The organism is Pseudomonas putida, assembly GCF_009883635.2.
GTDB lineage: Bacteria > Pseudomonadota > Gammaproteobacteria > Pseudomonadales > Pseudomonadaceae > Aquipseudomonas > Aquipseudomonas putida_W.
In genome coordinates this window covers 2269529-2286396 of sequence record NZ_CP026115.2, presented here as the reverse complement: position 1 = coordinate 2286396, position 16868 = coordinate 2269529, and the positions used below count along the sequence as shown (strand labels likewise).

At 63.0% G+C, this 16868-nt stretch carries 15 protein-coding genes; 9 read left to right on the top strand and 6 right to left on the bottom strand.

The features are described from left to right. Positions 1–30: 30 nt before the first annotated feature. Positions 31–717: a YggS family pyridoxal phosphate-dependent enzyme gene (locus C2H86_RS10395; protein WP_159412487.1), complete on the bottom strand. Its 687-nt coding sequence runs from the start codon at positions 715–717 to the stop codon at positions 31–33. Between the two features lie 66 nt (positions 718–783). Between C2H86_RS10395 and C2H86_RS10390 the strand changes: the two genes are divergently transcribed. Next, positions 784–1782 (top strand): type IV pilus twitching motility protein PilT, encoded by a 999-nt coding sequence (locus C2H86_RS10390; protein WP_159412486.1) that lies wholly within the window; start codon positions 784–786, stop codon positions 1780–1782. A gap of 66 nt (positions 1783–1848) precedes the next feature. On the opposite strand, the gene C2H86_RS10385 is transcribed toward C2H86_RS10390, so the two are convergent. Beyond that, positions 1849–2478: a C40 family peptidase gene (locus C2H86_RS10385; protein ID WP_159412485.1), complete on the bottom strand. Its 630-nt coding sequence runs from the start codon at positions 2476–2478 to the stop codon at positions 1849–1851. Between the two features lie 168 nt (positions 2479–2646). On the opposite strand from C2H86_RS10385, the gene C2H86_RS10380 reads away from it, so the two are divergent. Further along, positions 2647–3066, top strand: a complete 420-nt coding sequence (locus C2H86_RS10380; protein WP_159412484.1) for an NINE protein — start codon at positions 2647–2649, stop codon at positions 3064–3066. A gap of 56 nt (positions 3067–3122) precedes the next feature. Here C2H86_RS10380 and C2H86_RS10375 read toward each other — a convergent pair whose 3' ends face one another. The 3 genes from C2H86_RS10375 to C2H86_RS10365 form a co-directional block, all read right to left on the bottom strand. Beyond that, positions 3123–3824 (bottom strand): SPOR domain-containing protein, encoded by a 702-nt coding sequence (locus tag C2H86_RS10375; RefSeq protein WP_103446075.1) that lies wholly within the window; start codon positions 3822–3824, stop codon positions 3123–3125. A gap of 1 nt (position 3825) precedes the next feature. Further along, positions 3826–5562 (bottom strand): arginine--tRNA ligase, encoded by a 1737-nt coding sequence (gene argS / locus C2H86_RS10370; RefSeq protein WP_159412483.1) that lies wholly within the window; start codon positions 5560–5562, stop codon positions 3826–3828. Positions 5563–5670: 108 nt separating this feature from the next. Further along, a complete protein-coding gene (locus tag C2H86_RS10365; RefSeq protein WP_159412482.1) occupies positions 5671–7890 on the bottom strand; it encodes a primosomal protein N' in 2220 nt (739 codons plus the stop codon). Between the two features lie 168 nt (positions 7891–8058). Here C2H86_RS10365 and rpmE point away from each other — a divergent pair, with 168 nt between their 5' ends. The 3 genes from rpmE (at position 8059) to C2H86_RS10350 (ending at position 10546) form a co-directional block, all read left to right on the top strand. Continuing rightward, the gene (gene rpmE, locus C2H86_RS10360) at positions 8059–8274 is read left to right on the top strand and encodes a 50S ribosomal protein L31 (RefSeq protein WP_027920990.1); all 216 of its coding nucleotides are present in this window, start codon (positions 8059–8061) and stop codon (positions 8272–8274) included. Between the two features lie 2 nt (positions 8275–8276). Further along, positions 8277–9098: a thermonuclease family protein gene (locus tag C2H86_RS10355; RefSeq protein WP_159412481.1), complete on the top strand. Its 822-nt coding sequence runs from the start codon at positions 8277–8279 to the stop codon at positions 9096–9098. 179 nt (positions 9099–9277) lie between these two features. Then, positions 9278–10546 carry a malic enzyme-like NAD(P)-binding protein gene (locus C2H86_RS10350; protein ID WP_085677944.1) on the top strand — a complete coding sequence of 423 codons (1269 nt, stop codon included), beginning with the start codon at positions 9278–9280 and terminating at the stop codon, positions 10544–10546. Positions 10547–10643: 97 nt separating this feature from the next. On the opposite strand, the gene C2H86_RS10345 is transcribed toward C2H86_RS10350, so the two are convergent. Then, entirely contained in the window at positions 10644–13097 is a 2454-nt protein-coding gene (locus C2H86_RS10345; protein ID WP_159412480.1) for a penicillin-binding protein 1A, read from the bottom strand. Positions 13098–13273: 176 nt separating this feature from the next. Here C2H86_RS10345 and pilM point away from each other — a divergent pair, with 176 nt between their 5' ends. Genes pilM through C2H86_RS10325 form a run of 4 tightly spaced genes read left to right on the top strand, consistent with a single transcriptional unit; the run spans position 13274 to position 16866 of the window. Beyond that, positions 13274–14125: a type IV pilus biogenesis protein PilM gene (gene pilM, locus C2H86_RS10340; RefSeq protein ID WP_159412479.1), complete on the top strand. Its 852-nt coding sequence runs from the start codon at positions 13274–13276 to the stop codon at positions 14123–14125. After that, the gene (locus C2H86_RS10335; RefSeq protein WP_159412478.1) at positions 14125–14661 is read left to right on the top strand and encodes a PilN domain-containing protein; all 537 of its coding nucleotides are present in this window, start codon (positions 14125–14127) and stop codon (positions 14659–14661) included. The genes pilM and C2H86_RS10335 overlap by 1 nt, the downstream gene beginning before the upstream one ends. Continuing rightward, positions 14658–15674, top strand: coding sequence for a pilus assembly protein PilP (locus C2H86_RS10330; RefSeq protein WP_240349699.1), 1017 nt, complete (start codon positions 14658–14660; stop codon positions 15672–15674). The genes C2H86_RS10335 and C2H86_RS10330 overlap by 4 nt, the downstream gene beginning before the upstream one ends. Continuing rightward, positions 15598–16866, top strand: coding sequence for a type IV pilus secretin PilQ (locus C2H86_RS10325; RefSeq protein WP_159412477.1), 1269 nt, complete (start codon positions 15598–15600; stop codon positions 16864–16866). Before C2H86_RS10330 ends, C2H86_RS10325 begins: the two co-directional genes overlap by 77 nt. Positions 16867–16868 lie beyond the last annotated feature (2 nt).

Here is a 16868-nt window from a genome sequence, read left to right as displayed (position 1 = left end):
CTTGAGGGAAAGAGTGAGTAAAGCATGGAATCAGACGGGGCCGTAATTGCGGGCGCCGAACAGGGCGGTACCGATACGTATCCAGGTCGCGCCTTGAGCGATGGCCGCTTCCAGGTCGTGGCTCATGCCCATCGACAGGGTATCCAGGCCAAGGCCCAGACTTTCCTGAAGCTGGCGCAGGCGGGCGAAGGCGGCCTCCTGGGCGGTGCGGTCTTCGGTCGGCTCGGGGATCGCCATCAGCCCGCGCAGGCGCAGGTTGGGCAGTGCCGCCACGGCCTTGGCCAGCGCAGGCAGGTCGGCCGGGGCACAACCGGACTTGCTGTCTTCGCCGCTGACGTTCACCTGCAGGCAGATGTTCAGTGGCGCCAAGCCCGCAGGGCGCTGTTCGGACAGGCGTTGGGCGATCTTCAAGCGGTCCACGGAGTGTACCCAGTCGAAATGTTCGGCAATGGCTTTGGTCTTGTTCGACTGAATGGGGCCGATGAAGTGCCAGATCAAGGGCAGGTCGCGCAGTTCTTCTTGCTTGGCCAGGGCTTCCTGCAGGTAGTTTTCACCGACATCACGCACGCCTGCGGCGTGGATTTCGCGAATGGCGCTGGCCGGTTTGGTCTTGCTCACCGCCAGCAGCTGGACGCTGGCCGGGTCGCGTCCGGCAGCCTGGGCGGCGCTGTGGATGCGGGCGGCGAGGGCGGAAAGGTTCTCTGCTATGGTGGACATGGATCGATGCCGTCGGCTCTGGAGATCTTCGGCATTCTACCTGCTTGATGGCTATTGGGGAGTCTCATGGACGTGACCGACCTGTTGGCCCGGGCCGTGGATGCAGGGGCGAGCGACCTGCACCTGGCAGCGGGCGAGATACCGATGCTACGCGTGGATGGCGAGCTGCGGCGCATGGCGCTGCCGAGCGTGACGTCTGCAGCCTTGAGCGACGTACTGGCGCCGCTGCTCGACGAGAGCCAGTGCCGGCAATGGATTCAGGGCGATGAGCTGGATCTGGCACTGGAGTTGGCATCGCTGGGGCGTTTTCGTCTCAATCTGTTTCGGCAACTGAACGGTCTGGCGGCCACGCTTCGCCTGATTCCAAAACGCATTGCCAGTGTCGATGAGCTCGATCTCAAAGAAGTGTTTCAAGCCGTTGCGCAGCATACGGATGGACTGGTGCTGGTGGGTGGCCCGACCGGTAGCGGCAAGTCGAGCACCCTGGCGGCACTGATCGACCGGCTCAATCGCGAGCGGGCGCTGCATGTCATCACCCTTGAAGACCCTGTTGAAGTTATCCACAGCAGCCAATGCAGCCTGGTCAACCAGCGTGAGATTGGCCGGCATTGTCGTGACTTCGCCCAAGGGCTGCGCAGCGCCCTGCGTCAGGACCCGGATGTGATCATGATTGGCGAGCTGCGCGACCTGGAGACCATCCGCCTGGCGTTGCGTGCTGCGGAGACCGGGCATCTGGTGCTGGCCACGGTGCACACGCGGTCGGCGGCCAGCAGCATTGACCGGCTGGTTGAGGTGTTTGCGGCAGAGGAGAAACCGCTGGTGCGGGCGATGCTGGCGGAGTCATTGCGCCTGGTGGTCGCACAGGTGCTGGTCAAGCGTGTGGGCGGCGGCCGGGTGGCGGCGCGAGAAGTACTGGTGGCGACGCCTGCGGTGCGCAATCTGGTGCGCGAGGGGCGGATGGCGCAGTTGTGTTCGGTGATGCAGGCGGGGGCGGCGGAGGGGATGCGGACGATGGAGGGGGCGATGCGGGGGCTGAGGAGTAAAGGGCTGATCAGTGATCTCTAACGCCTGTACCGACCCATTCGCGGGCTTGCCCCGCGAAAAGGCCGGTACAGGAAAGCGCCTAAAAGATCAGCGCTTGGCCAGGCTCAGCTGTTGCTGCTCTTTCGGCAGCACCCGCTTGGCAACCACATAATGCTGCTGCCAGTAAGGCTTGCTCAGGCTGTCGATACTCACCCGCTTGCCGGTACGCGGCGCATGGATGAAGCGGTCGTTGCCCAGGTAGATGGCAACGTGATTGACCCGACGGCTCTTGATATTGAAGAAGATCAGGTCGCCTGGCTTGAGGTCGCTCTTGGCCACTTTCACGCCGTGGCCCTGGGCCATGGCATTGGACGTACGCGGCAAGTCGACGTCTGCCACGTCGTTGAACGCATACTTGACCAGCCCACTGCAGTCGAACCCTTTTTTCGGGTTGCTGCCGCCCCAAACATAAGGGGTACCGAGCACGTTGACCGCACGGCTGAGCACATCGCTGCTCTGCTTCGGCGACATCGCCGCAACAGCAGGCAGGTTGTGGCCCTTGCCCGAATGGTTCGAGCGTGCGTGCAGCGTGGTCTGCTTGACGGGCGCGTGCTTCACCGAGGCATTGCTGGTGTAGCCGGTGAAACCATTGGGAAGACGTTGCTCACGATTGGTGGCGTGGGCGGCCAGGGGCAATAATAGGCAGAGGGTCAGCCATGTCTTGAATAAAGGCGGCATAGATGAAGCTCTTATGAATGTTATGTGTGTGTTGGCGCGCAACTTTATAACAGCTTTTTGCTCCATTTCAGGGCCGTTGGTCGATTGTCATGCTGCCGTACGTCGGGCTGCGATGAAAAAGTCACATTTTTCTTTAGAAAATTTTCGGATAACCCACGAGGGCTATGAATGAACAGTTATCAGCAAGGGGCGCCGTATCACGATACCCACAGCAAGGTCATCGGCTACCTGCTGTGGATATTCGGCTTTACCGGCTCGCACCGTTTCTACTACGGCAAGCCGATCACCGGGACCATCTGGTTCTTCACCTTGGGCCTGCTCGGCATCGGCTGGCTGATCGACCTGTTCCTGATTCCGTCGATGGACCGTGAGGCGGACATGCGTTTCCAGTCCGGCCGTATCGACTACAACATCGCCTGGATCCTGCTGACCTTCCTGGGCATCTTTGGTGTGCACCGCCTGTACCAGGGCAAATGGATCTCGGCGATCATCTACTTCTTCACCGGCGGCCTGTTCCTGATTGGTGTGCTGTACGACTTCTGGACCTTGAACGGCCAGATTTCGGAAGCCAACACCCGCAGCCGATAGGGCGGCAGGCGCCCACAAAAAAGGCCTTGTCGCGCTGTGCGGCAAGGCCTTTTTCGTTACTGGCGGGTCTGTCGCTGCTGCAGCAGCAGGTTGCTGAACCCGGCCCCCGCCAGCTGCTTCTGCGCCACGGTCAGCTGTTCACGGTTGCTGAACGGCCCGACCAGCACGCGGTACCAGGTTTCTTCCTTGACGGTACCCGACTCGACCTTGACCGCCTGGCCGAGCAGGATGATCTGCGCGCGCACCTTGTCGGCGTCGGCCTGCTTGCGGAACGAACCGGCCTGCAGGAAGTACTGCGTGGTCGCCGCCGGCTTGATCACCGGTGGCGCGGGTGGCGGTGTCTGCCCCAGCAGTGCTGCCTGAGCGCGAGCGGTGTCGATTTTCGCCGCTTCCGCCGGCGTCACCGGGGTCACCGGCTGTGCAGGTACTGGCGGGGTCTTCTCCGGCACGGCCTCAGGCGGCACGATCACCTCGGATTCCGGCAGCAGGGTATAGAAGTCGTACTTCGGCTTCACCGGCGGCTGTGGCGTTGCAGGGGTGGTCGACTTGCTGGCCTCGGCCACCTTCTCCGGCTTCTGCTGCTCGGGCTTGGTGCGCTTGATGTCACCGCCACCGGGTTCGAGCTTCATCAGGAAAACGATGAACGCACCGACCGTCAGGCCGACCGCCAGCCATACCCAGCCGGGAATCGGCTGTTTGGCCGGGGCCGTCTGACGGCTGGCGCCGCGTTTGGGCGCTGGTTTTTTCTTGGCAGCCAACTTACATGCGCTCCAGGGTTTCCAGGCCGAGCAGCTCCAGACCTTGCTTGAGGGTGCGACCGGTCAGGGCAGCCAGGCGCAGGCGGCTCTGCTGCTGTTCCGGCGTTTCGGCGGCGAGGATCGGGCAGTTCTCGTAGAAGCTCGAGAACAGGCCGGCGAGGTCATACAGGTAGCTGCACAGTACGTGCGGGGTACCCTTGTCGGCGACGCTGTTGAGGATCTCGCCAAACTGGGCCAGGCGCGCGGCCAGGTCCTGTTCGTGAGCGGCCTGCAGCACGATGTTGCCGTCGACTTCGTCGAAGCCCTTGCCCAGCTTGCGGAACACACCGGCCACGCGGGTGTAGGCGTACAGCAGGTAAGGCGCGGTGTTGCCTTCGAAGTTGAGCATCAGCTCGAAGTTGAAGCTGTAGTCGCTGGTGCGGTGCTTGGACAGGTCGGCGTATTTCACCGCGCCAATACCCACCACTTCAGCGATGTGGCGCAGTTCGTCTTCGGCCAGGCTCGGGTTCTTTTCCTTGACCAGCGCGTAGGCGCGCTCCTTGGCCTCGGTGAGCAGGTCGATCAGCTTCACGGTGCCGCCGTCGCGGGTCTTGAACGGGCGGCCGTCGGCGCCGTTCATGGTGCCGAAGCCCATGTGCTCCATCTGCATCGGGTGGCCGACGAAGCCGGCGCGGCGGGCGACCTCGAACACCTGGTTGAAGTGCAGGGCCTGGCGTTGGTCAACGAAGTACAGGGCGCGGTCGGCCTTGAGCACGTTGCTGCGGTAGCGCACGGCGGCCAGGTCGGTGGTGGCGTACAGGTAGCCGCCGTCAGCCTTCTGCACGATCACTGGCAGCGGGTCGCCGTCGCTGTTCTTGAATTCGTCGAGGAACACGCATTGAGCGCCTTGGCTTTCGACCAGCAGGCCCTTGGCCTTGAGGTCGGCCACTACGTTGGCCAGATCGTCGTTGTAGGCGCTTTCGCCCATCACGTCGGCCATGGTCAGTTTGACGTTGAGCAGTTCGTAGGTCTTCTGGCAGTGCGACAGCGAGATGTCCTTGAAGCGCGTCCAGAGGGCCATGCATTCCGGGTCGCCGGCCTGCAGCTTGACTACAAGACCACGGGCGCGGGTGGCGAACTCTTCGGACTCGTCAAAACGCTTCTTGGCGGCGCGGTAGAAGTTTTCCAGGTCCGACAGCTCGTCGCTGGTGATCGGGTTTTCTTCCAGGTAGGCCAGCAGCATGCCGAACTGTGTGCCCCAGTCGCCTACGTGGTTCTGGCGGATCACCTCGTCACCGAGGAACTCCAGCACGCGGGCGACGCTGTCGCCGATGATGGTCGAACGCAGGTGACCGACGTGCATCTCCTTGGCCAGGTTCGGTGCCGACATGTCGATCACCACCTTCTGCGCAGGGCCGGCCTTGCGTGCGCCCAGGCGGGCGTCGGCCAGGGCGGCATCAAGGCGGTTGGCCAGGGCGTCGGTGTTCTGGAAGAAGTTCAGGAAGCCTGGGCCGGCGATCTCGACCTTGCTGATGTCGGCGGTGGCCGGCAGGGCGTTGATCAGCTTTTCGGCCAGGTCACGCGGCTTCATGCCGGCCGGCTTGGCCAGCATCATGGCGATGTTGCTGGCGAAGTCGCCGTGGGTCTTGTCCCGGGCGTTTTCCACCTGGATCGCCGGCGAGAGCCCTTCAGGCAGCACACCGTCGGTGACGAGTTGGGTGAGGGCTTGCTGGATCAGCTGGCGAATGGTGTCTTTCATGGGGATCTCTTTTCGACCGCAAGCGCGGTGGAGCGCCTGGATGCGCAGGTGGAAAAACTGGGCATTATCCGTTGCCGGGGGCGGGTTGCCAACCTTTGGGGCAGAAGCTTAATAAAGGTCGACCGGGTCGACATCCAGCGACCAGCGTACCTGGCGCCCGCTCGGCAGTTGCTCCAACACTAGCAACCAGGCGCTGATCAGTCGATGCAACGGGGCTCGGGTATTGGCCTGAATCAATAGTTGCGCCCTGAAACGTCCGGCGCGGCGCTCCATTGGCGCAGGCACCGGCCCCAGCAGTTCGATGCCGGGCAGGCGCTGTTCGGCGACCAGGCGTTCGGCGGCGGCGCAGGCTTCGTCGAGGAAGCTTTCAGCCTGGCCGGGCTTGTGTGCTTCGGCGCGCAGCAGGGCAAGGTGAGAGAACGGTGGCAGCCCGGCATTGCGGCGTTCGTCCAGGGCCTGTTCGGCGAAGGCGAAGTAACCTTGTTCGGTCAATTGCACCAGCAGCGGATGGTCGGCCAGGTGCGTCTGGATGATCACCTTGCCGGGTTCTTCGGCACGTCCGGCCCGGCCGGCCACCTGGACGATCAACTGGGCCATGCGCTCGCTGGCGCGAAAATCGCCGGAGAAGAGCCCGCCGTCGGCATCGAGAATGGCGACCAGGGTCACCCGCGGGAAGTGGTGCCCCTTGGCCAGCATCTGGGTGCCGACGAGGATGCTTGGCTGGCCGCGCTGGATGGTGGTGAACAGGTTGTGCATGGCGTCCTTGCGCGCCGTGCTGTCGCGGTCCACGCGCAGGATCGGGTAATCCGGGAACAGCACTTTCAAACGTTCTTCGGCGCGTTCGGTACCGGCGCCAACGGGCCGCAAATCGACATGGTTGCACTGCGGGCACTGGTGCGGCAGGCGCTCGTCGTAGCCGCAGTGGTGGCAACGCAGCACGCCAGAGCGCTGGTGCACGGTCATGCGGGCATCGCAACGGGGGCATTCGGACAGCCAGCCGCAGTCATGGCACAGCAAGGTCGGGGCGAAGCCACGGCGGTTGAGGAACACCAGGACTTGCTGGCCGGCCTCCAGGGTTTGACGGATGGCCTGCTGCAACGGGCCACTGATACCGCTATCCAGCGGCAGACTCTTCACATCCAGGCGCAACATGCGCGGTGGGCGGGCGCCACCTGCTCGCTGGTTCATGCGCAGCAGGCGATAGCGGCCGGTGAGCGCGTTGTGCAGGGTTTCCAGCGAGGGTGTGGCGGAGCCGAGCAGGATCGGGATGTTTTCCTGGTGGGCGCGCACCAGGGCGAGGTCGCGGGCGTGGTAGCGCAGGCCTTCCTGTTGTTTGTAGGAGCCGTCGTGCTCTTCGTCGATGATGATCAGGCCGGGGTTCTTCATCGGCGTGAACAGCGCTGAACGCGTGCCGATGATGATATCGGCCTCGCCGTCGCGGGCGGCCAGCCAGGCATCGAGGCGCTCGCGGTCGTTCACGGCCGAATGCAGCAGGGCGATGCGGGCGTTGAAGCGTTGCTCAAAGCGCGCCAGGGTCTGTGGGCCGAGGTTGATCTCGGGGATCAGCACCAGCGCCTGCTTGCCGGCCTCCAGGGTTTCACGAATCAGTTGCAGGTACACCTCGGTCTTGCCGCTGCCGGTGACGCCGGCCAGCAGGAAGGCGCCAAAACCGCCAAAGCCCTCGCGCACGGCGTCGAAGGCCTCTCGCTGTTCTTCATTGAGTGGCAGTTCCGGCTGTGCCAGCCAGTGCTCGTGGCGATGCGTCGGCAGGTGGCGGCGTATCTCCAGCTGAACCAGCTCCTTGGCCAGCAGCAAGTCGAGGCTGTCCTTGTTCAGATTGAGCTTGCTCAGCAGGCTGTGCGCCACGCCGTGCGGGTGCTGGGCCAAGGTCTTGAGGGCGTCGCGCTGGCGCGGGGCACGGGCGATGCGCGGGTCTTCCAGGCGTGCGCCAGGCGCCACGTGCCAGAAGCGCTCCTGGCGCATTTCGGCAGGTTCGCCCTGGCGCAGCAGCGTGGGCAACGCCCAGCTGAGGGTGTCGCCGAGGCTGTGCTGGTAGTACTGGGCGGTCCACAGGCACAGCTTGAACAGCGCTGCCGGGATCGGTGAAACCGGGTCGAGCAAGGCGCTGGCGGGCTTGAGCTTGTCGGCCGGCACTTCGCTCTGCTCGCACACTTCCACCAGCACACCGATCATTTCGCGCCGCCCGAACGGGACGCGGATGCGCATGCCTGGAGTCAGCACCTGGCGCGCCATGCTTGCTGGCGCCTTATAGTCGAACAGGCGGCGCAACGGGGAGGGCAGGGCAAGGCGCAGGATGACGTCGGACACGCGGCAAGGTCTCAGAGGGTGTTTCAAAGACTGGCGAGCCTAGCAGACGACGGTCGGTGCAAGCGACAACTTGCGTTGGTGCCGTGCTCTGGTATTATTCGCCGCCTAATTACGTGCGGTATTCAACAATAGGTGTTGGGTGGCGGCACGCAGCTCGAGGAAGTGACCATGAAAGAAGGTATCCACCCGAACTACGAAGTAGTTGCAGTCACCTGCAGCTGCGGTAACAAGTTCGAAACTCGTTCGACCCTGGGCAACACCCTGGCGATCGACGTTTGCAACCTGTGCCACCCGTTCTACACCGGTAAGCAGAAAGTCCTGGACACCGGTGGTCGCGTACAGAAGTTCGCCGATCGCTTCGGTATGTTCGGTACCAAGAAGTAATCATGCGCATGGCGAATCCTTCGGGCTTCGCGTTGTTGCTGAAAAAGGCGCCCCTTGTGGGCGCCTTTTTTGTGGGCGCGATCTGGCAGCTCCCGGCCCTGGCGTTCTGCCCGCTGCCCGACAAGCCGCAACAGGTGGCGGTGCGCCAGGTGGTGGATGGCGACACGCTGCGCCTGACCGACGGTCGCAGTGTGCGCATGATCGGCATCAATACCCCGGAGATCGGGCGCAAGGGGCGCACCAGTGAACCTTATGCCGAGGCTGCCAGGCAGCGCCTGCAGGCACTGGTCAAGGCCAGTGACGGGCGCGTCGGGCTGGTGCCGGGAATCGAGAGCAAGGACAAGTACGGCCGCACCCTGGCAAACATCTATGGGCGCAATGGCGACAATCTTGAAGCACGGCTGCTCAGCGAAGGGCTTGGCTATCGCGTAGCGGTTGCACCCAATGTGCGCCTGGCGGGTTGCCAGCTAGCAGCCGAGCGGGTGGCGCGCGAGGCGCGGGCCGGGTTGTGGCGCAACTCGCCAGTGCGCAGGGCTGCGGATGTCCGGCAATCCGGGTTCGCCATTGTCGCCGGCACCATCCGTGGCATCGAGCGCAATCGTGGCGGTATCTGGCTCGAACTGGATGACGCCGTGGTGTTGCAGATTCCCGCTCGTCTGCAACGCACCTTTCCCAACAGCTTCTTCGCTAACCTCAAGGGACGCCAGGTCGAGGCGCGCGGCTGGGTGCTGGATCGTTCCCGCAAAGGTGGGCTCAAGCCAGGGCAGCGACGCTGGGTGTTGCCGCTGACCGATCCCGGGATGCTGGAGCGTACTTCAGGCTGAAAAGATGTAGACAGTTCGCTATCGGATTGTACACACTGTGAGTCGAATGCCCCCGTGCGTGATAGCTTAAAGTCGTAGGCCAAAGGCCTTGACACAAGTGACTGACCAGTCTTGTGGCTCCCCGGCTCTTTGCGTATCCTCGGCGGTCCGTCAGAACAGTAAATAGCGGAATGCCCACCATGTCAGACCTGAAAACCGCCGCTCTCGAATACCACGCTCAACCTCGTCCGGGGAAACTGAGCGTCGAGCTCTCCAAGCCCACCGCCACCGCCCGCGATCTCGCCCTGGCCTACAGCCCAGGCGTAGCAGAACCCGTGCGCGAAATCGGCCGTGATCCTGAGCTGGCCTACAAATACACCGGCAAGGGCAACCTGGTCGCGGTTATTTCCGATGGCACCGCCATCCTCGGTCTGGGTGACCTCGGCCCACTGGCCTCCAAGCCAGTGATGGAAGGCAAGGGCGTTCTGTTCAAGCGTTTCGCCGGTATCGACGTGTTCGACATCGAAGTCGACTCGGAAAGCCCGCAGGCTTTCATCGACACCGTCAAGCGCATCTCGATCACCTTCGGTGGCATCAACCTCGAAGACATCAAAGCACCAGAGTGCTTCGAAATCGAACGCACCCTGATCGAGCAGTGCGACATTCCGGTATTCCACGATGACCAGCACGGCACCGCGATCGTCACCGCGGCCGGCATGATCAACGCCCTGGAAATCGCCGGCAAGAAGCTGGAAGACGCCAAGATCGTCTGCCTGGGTGCCGGCGCTGCCGCCATCTCCTGCATGAAGCTGCTGGTCAGCATGGGCGCCAAGGTCGAGAACATCTTCATGATCGACCGCAGCGGCGTGATCCACGCTGGCCGCGACGACCTGAACCAGTACAAGGCCCAGTTCGCCCACGCTACCGACAAGCGCACCCTGGCTGATGCCCTGGACGGTGCTGACGTGTTCGTAGGCCTGTCCGGCCCGAACCTGCTGAGCCCGGAAGGCCTGAAGTCGATGGCGGCCAACCCGATCGTGTTCGCCTGCTCGAACCCGGACCCGGAAATCTCCCCAGAGCTGGCGCACGCCACTCGCAGCGACGTGATCATGGCTACTGGTCGTTCCGACTACCCGAACCAGGTCAACAACGTACTGGGCTTCCCGTTCATCTTCCGTGGTGCCCTGGACGTTCGCGCCAAGCGCATCAACGAAGAAATGAAGATCGCCGCCGCCATCGCCCTGAAAGACCTGGCCAAGCTGCCAGTGCCGAAGGAAGTCTGCGAGGCCTACGGTGTTGAAGGCCTGGAGTTCGGTCGCGAGTACATCATTCCGAAGCCACTGGACGCTCGCCTGATCACCGTCGTCTCCGACGCTGTGGCCAAGGCTGCCATCGAGTCCGGTGTGGCTACCCTGCCGTACCCGAAGCACTACCCGCTGAACAGCGTGGATGAAGTGTTCAACGGCTGATCACTGCCGTAGCGACACAAAAAAGCCCCGACTCGTGAGAGCCGGGGCTTTTTGTTTGCCGGTATCCCGGCTGATGCGCTCCTACAGGGGCCTTGTTTTAGAACAGATCCATCGGCGCTGCTTCGTCCGCTGGCAGCGGGCTGCCCGGCGCAGTGCCATTGCCCAGCTCATCCACCGACGGTGGTGAGTCCTCGGCCTTGAACAGCTCGAAGTAGGCATCTGGCGTGCTTGGCGAAGCGGCGCGGCCGCTGACCGGGTCGACTCGTAGGCTGAGGATGCCTTCCGGTTCCGCCGGTGCATGGCTTGACTTGTCCTTCAGTGCCGCACCCATGAAGCTCATCCAGATCGGCAGCGCCGCAGTGCCGCCGTACTCGCGGCGACCGAGGGTCTCCGGCTGGTCGAAGCCGACCCACACGGTGGTCACGTAATCGGCGTTGTAGCCGGAGAACCAGGCGTCCTTGGATTCGTTGGTGGTGCCTGTCTTGCCGGCCAGGTCAGTACGGCCAAGGGCCAATGCCCGGCGGCCAGTACCGCGCTTGATCACATCCTGCAGCATGCTGGTGAGGATATAGGTGGTGCGACCATCGATGATCTGCTCGGCGATAGCGGGCGTCTGCGGTGGTGGGGCGATCTGGCCCAGGGCGGACGGCGCTTCGCCAGGCAGGGCAGCGGTACTGATCGGCTGCTCTGGTGCCGCGAGGCCGGCATGGTCTTCGGCGCCTTGCGGCACGCGTGCCGGGTTGGCGGTGAACAGGGTCTCGCCGCTGCGGCTCTCGATACGATCGATCAGGTACGGGTTGATCTTGTAGCCGCCGTTGGCAAAGGTGCTCCAGCCCGTGGCGATCTCCATCGGCGTCAGGGTTGCAGTACCCAGCGCCAGCGAAAGGTTGCGCGGCAGGTCCTGCTTGTTGAAGCCGAACTTGGCGATGTAGTCGATGGTACGGTCCACGCCCATGGCCTGCAGCAGGCGGATCGACACCAGGTTGCGTGACTTGTACAGCGCTTCGCGCAGGCGGATCGGGCCGAGGAAGGTGTTTGTGTCGTTCTTGGGTCGCCACTCATTGTTCTGGTACTGGTCGTAGAACACGATCGGCGCATCGTTGACCAGGCTGGAGGCGGTGTAGCCGCTGTCCAGTGCCGCGCTATAGATGAACGGCTTGAAGCTCGAGCCTGGCTGGCGCTTGGCCTGCATGGCACGGTTGTAGTTGCTCTGCTCGAACGAGAAGCCGCCGACCAGAGCGCGAATGGCGCCGTTGTACGGGTCGAGAGTGACCAGCGCGCTCTGCGCGACGGGTACCTGGCTGAACTTGAGCTTGCCTTCGTCAAGGCGCTGCAGGCGGACCAGGTCACCGACCTGGGCAACGTCGGCAGGCGACTGCGGCGCACGGCCTTGGGAGTTGGTGTTGATGAACGGGCGTGCCCACTTCATGGTGTCCCAGGCAACGATTTCTTCCTTGCCGTCACGGGTCAGCACCTTGAGGCCGTTTTTCTCGACCTGGGTGACGATGGCCGGCTCCAGTGCACCGAGGTTGCGCTGCTTGCTCAGCTCCTGCAGCCAGGCGGCGTGCGTCTTGCCCGGGAAGCGTGCTTCCGGGCCGCGATAACCGTGACGCTCGTCGTATTCGGTAAGGCCGTTGAGGATGGCCTTGTTGGCCATTTCCTGCATGTCGCTCGGCACGGTGGTGGTGACGCGGAAACCTTCGGTGTAGGCGTCGCTGCCATAGCGGCCAACCATTTCGGCGCGAGCCATTTCGGCAACGTAGGGCGCATTCACTTCAGGGGTCGGTACGTGGTAGCTGGCATTCAGCGGCTCGGCCAGGGCGGCCTGATAGCTCGCCTCGTCGATCTTGCCGAGCTTGTACATGCGACCGAGGATCCAGTCACGACGCTCTTTGGCGCGTACCGGGTTGGCCAGCGGGTTGAAGCGCGACGGCGCCTTGGGCAGGCCAGCGATCATTGCCATCTGTGCCAGGCTCACGTCACGGATCGACTTGCCGTAATACACCTGCGCGGCCGCATCGATGCCGTAGGCACGGTTGCCCAGGTAAATCTTGTTGACGTACAGCTCGAGGATCTCGTCCTTGGTCAGCTCACGTTCGATCTGCAAAGCCAGGAGAATCTCATTGGTCTTGCGCGAGAAGCTGCGCTCGCTGCTGAGGAAGAAGTTCTTCGCCACCTGCATGGTGATGGTGCTGCCGCCGGTCTGGATATGACCGGTTTTCACCAGCTGGGTCGCGGCGCGCATCAGGCTGCTCGGGTCGACCCCGTAGTGATTGAGGAAATTATCGTCCTCGGCTGACAGAAGCGCCTGAATGAACTGTGGCGGAATTTCCGCGAAACGGATCGGCGAGCGGCGCATTTCGCCGAATTCGGCAATCAGCTTGCCGTCGCTGCTGTACACCCTCAGGGGGATTTGCAACTGAACGCTTCTGAGCGAATCGACCGACGGCAGGTTGGGGCTAAGATACAGAAACGCACCGCTCACACCGAGTACGAGCGCGCAGATGACTGCGACAAAAGACCACCAGAAGAACTTCAGCAGGCGTATCAAGGCTTTTCGGTGTCCAGATTGAGGGGTGAATTGCGCACGGGGCCGGCGGACGAAAAAACGCTGGGCATTATAAGCATTTTTCGCCTCGCCGGGTGACCGGCCAGGCGGCCCGCTGCACCGTCTGGCTGGTTAGGCCCGGCAACGTGGCGGTTCATGGTTGTAACAAGGAAGTCGCTATGCTTGGACGTTTTGGCAAGGATGCCAGCTCACTGTTGGGGGTGGAAATCGCTTCCGACTCCGTACGTATTGCACAGCTGCGGCGCCACAGGGGGCGTTACCAGCAGCTGGTCTGGGCGGTCGAGCCGTTTGCGCCTGGCGGCGGCTGGCAAGACCCAGATCGAATCGTCGTGGCCCTGCGCAGCGCTTATCGGCAATCTGGCAGTCGCCAGCGCCGGGCTGCCGTGGCATTGCCTGCCTCGCAAGTGATCTGCAAGCTGTGCCAGCTGCCAGTCAGTCAGGCTCCGAGTCAAATGGAGGCACAGCTGCTGACGGAAGCGGACCGGCTGTTTCCCTTTCCCCTTGAAGACCTGGTGCTGGACTTTCAGGTGCTGGGCGCCTCGTTGCTACAACCCGATAGCTTGGATGTCCTGGTCGCGGCCAGTCGTCAGAGTGCATTGCAGCCTCTGCAAGCAGCATTCGAAGCGGCAGGGCTGGAGCTGGAGGTTGCGGAAGTGGACAGCATTGCCTTGCGCCGCCTGATGCCAAAGCAGGGCAAAGGCCCGGCAGCACTGCTGCGTATCGAGCCGGGCAGCTCGACGCTGCATGGCTGGCTTGGCGATACGCTGCCTTTGAGGCGGGAATTGCTCCCGGGTGCGCTGCCTGATCAGCCCGGTGATGTATTCGCTGAAGGAGCGAGGCCGGAAGAAGTGCTTGTCGTCGGCGCTCCTGCGATCGGGCGAGGCTTGCACAGTCAACTGAGTGAACGTCTCGGCTTGCCGTGCCGGCCATTGCCGCCTGTGGCTGGCGTGGATTGCAGTGAGGGCTGCATGGCCTTGGCTTTTGCACTGGCAATGGGGAGTGTGTGCTGATGTTACGCCTGAATCTGATGCCGTGGCGAGAGCGGCAGCGCCTGGTAGCGCTCCGGCGTTTGCGCCTGATGTTGGTGGGGGCAGCCGTCGTGGCGTTGTCTGCGGTGCTGCTGATCGACCAACTGGCTCGGCAGCGAGCTCGACAGCAAGCTGAGGCCAATAATGGCCGGCAGGCCGCAATCGATGTGCTCGAGGTGCAGATGACCGAGCATGGTCGTATCAGGCAATCCTATGACGCGGTGCGTGCTCAGGCTGCAGCGTTGGCTGACTTGCGTGCTGGGCAGGGGTTGTTGACAGCCGTGTTTGCGGACCTGGAACGGGCGTTGCCGGAGGGCGTTCAACTGCTCAGGCTCGAACTGCAAGGCTCACAGGTGAGCATGGTCGGTGTGGCCGCCTCCGGCGCAGTCGTGGCGCAGCTGATGCGTGAGCTTGAGCGCTCTGCCGTGATGCGTGAGCTGGAGCTAAGAAGCCTGAAGAGTCAGCCGGGTGGCGACGAGTTTCAGTTGTTGGCCCGCCTGTCGGCGTTCTGGTCGTGAATCTGCTGAAGCCAGGCGCATGGCTGGCCCTCATCGAGCGCTCGCGGTTTTTTCGCCGCGCGTTGCCATTCGCCATGGGCCTCATCCTGTTTGGGCTTGGCTGTCTGTTTCGCTTGCCGCAGTGGCTGCAGCTTCAGGAGGAAGAGCTTGCCAGGCAAGTTCGCCTGTTTCAGGCGCATGAAACCAAGGCTGCCGAGGTGGTGGCGCTGACGCAAATGCGCAAGGCCCTCGATGATGAACGGCAACTTTTGCAGGATGCTCGCTGGCGTCTTGCCGGCGGGGCCGACATGAGCGATTTGCTCGACCAGCTGGCGGCCTCGGGGCATGCGCATGGCCTGCACTTCGAACGGCTCGATGTACTTGATGAAGTAAAGCAGCCTGGCTATTGGCAGACACCGTTGGATGTGCAGGTAGTTGGACGCTATTCGGGGCTGCGGATGTGGCTGGACGACTGGCTTGGCCAGGATCGTCTGTTGCGCGCCGAGGGGTTGCAGTTGGCAGCTGCCGATGACCGGCCTGGTCTGTTGCGCCTTGGCATTCGCGTGCATGCCTATCAGGCTGACGGGGCAGTGCCCGAGCCGTTGTCACTGGCTGATTCACCCGCTCGAGGCGAGGTGCTGCCGGTGGTTCTCGATCCGTTTTCCGCCTGGGCGAAGCGCATTGCGCAGGCAGGGCTTGCCAGCGTCCCGCTGGCTCAGCTGCAGATGGTCGGCAGCCTGCAGCGGGGACAGCAGCGCGAAGCGTTGCTGTTGGCGGCAGGTCGCTTGTATCGCGTGCGTCCCGGTGATCCGCTCGGGCGGGATGGCGGTGTTGTGGTGGAAGTCGGCGAACGGCAGCTGGATGTGCGTGAACGACTGTTCGTAGGTGGCGTGTGGCGTGAGCGCACGGTAATGCTGACGCTCAGGAAGAGCGTGACAACGGAGGCCAGGGAAGGTGATGAAATGGCTGTTGAAGTGGGTGGTGGTGGCGTTGATACCCAGTCAGTGGTGCATCGCGGCGCCCTATCGGGGTGAGCCCATCTCGCTGAACTTTCAGGATGTCGAGGTGCGTTCGGTGCTGCAGGTGCTGGCTGACTACGCTGGGATCAACCTGGTGGCCAGTGACACGGTGCAAGGTAATGTCACCCTGCGGTTGCAGGAGGTTCCGTGGGATCAGGCGCTGGAGCTGGTCCTTCGTAGCAAGGGGCTGGCTCGGCGCGAGGAAGGGAATGTGCTGCTGGTGGCGCCAGCTGCCGAGTTGGCCGAGCAATCCCGCGGCACCCGTATCGGGCAAGAGCTGGATGCGCAGTTGCAACCCTTGCGGCGTGAGTTGCTGCCGATCCATCACGCCAAGGCTTCCGACCTTGCGCAGCTGCTGCTGGCAACCTTGGCGGATGATGGCATTCTGACCGGTCGTGGCAGCCTGAGCGTCGACGCTCGCACCAACACCTTGGTCGCGCACCAGCCTGCTGACCGCCTTGCCGAGTTGCGGCAGTTGGTCGCTCAGCTTGACGTGCCCGTACAGCAGGTAGAGATCGAGGCGCGCATCGTCGAAGCCAATGTCGACTATGAGAAAGGCTTGGGCGTGCGCTGGGGGCGACAGCTGTATGGGGAAGCGCCACAGTTGGGGAAGGATCTGTTTGTCGACCTGGGCATGGAGCGGGGCGGCGCCGGCATTGGTGTTGGCCTGCTGCGTGGCGGCGTGCTGCTGGATCTGGAGCTCAGCGCCATGGAAAAGAGCGGCAACGGCGAAATCATCTCCCAGCCCAAGGTGGTCACGGCTGACAAGGAAACTGCCAGGATTCTCAAGGGTACCGAGGTGCCTTATCAGGAAACCAGCAAGAGTGGCGCCACCTCGGTGGCCTTTCGCGAGGCCTCGCTGTCGCTGGAGGTCACGCCACAGATCACCCCGGACGGGAAGGTGATCATGACGGTCAAGGTGACCAAGGACGAGCCTGACTTCGTGAATGCCTTGAACGACGTGCCGCCGATTCGCAAGAACGAGGTCAATGCCAAGGTCCGTGTGGCGGACGGTGAAACCATCGTCATCGGTGGCGTCTACTCGACCACGCAAAACAATGTGGTCGACAAGGTGCCATTTTTCGGCGATCTGCCGTATGTTGGGCGGCTATTTCGACGCGATGCATTACAAGAGAAAAAATCCGAGCTGCTGGTCTTCCTGACTCCGCGTATCATGAGTGACCAGGCGATTGCTGTGAGTCGTTGATT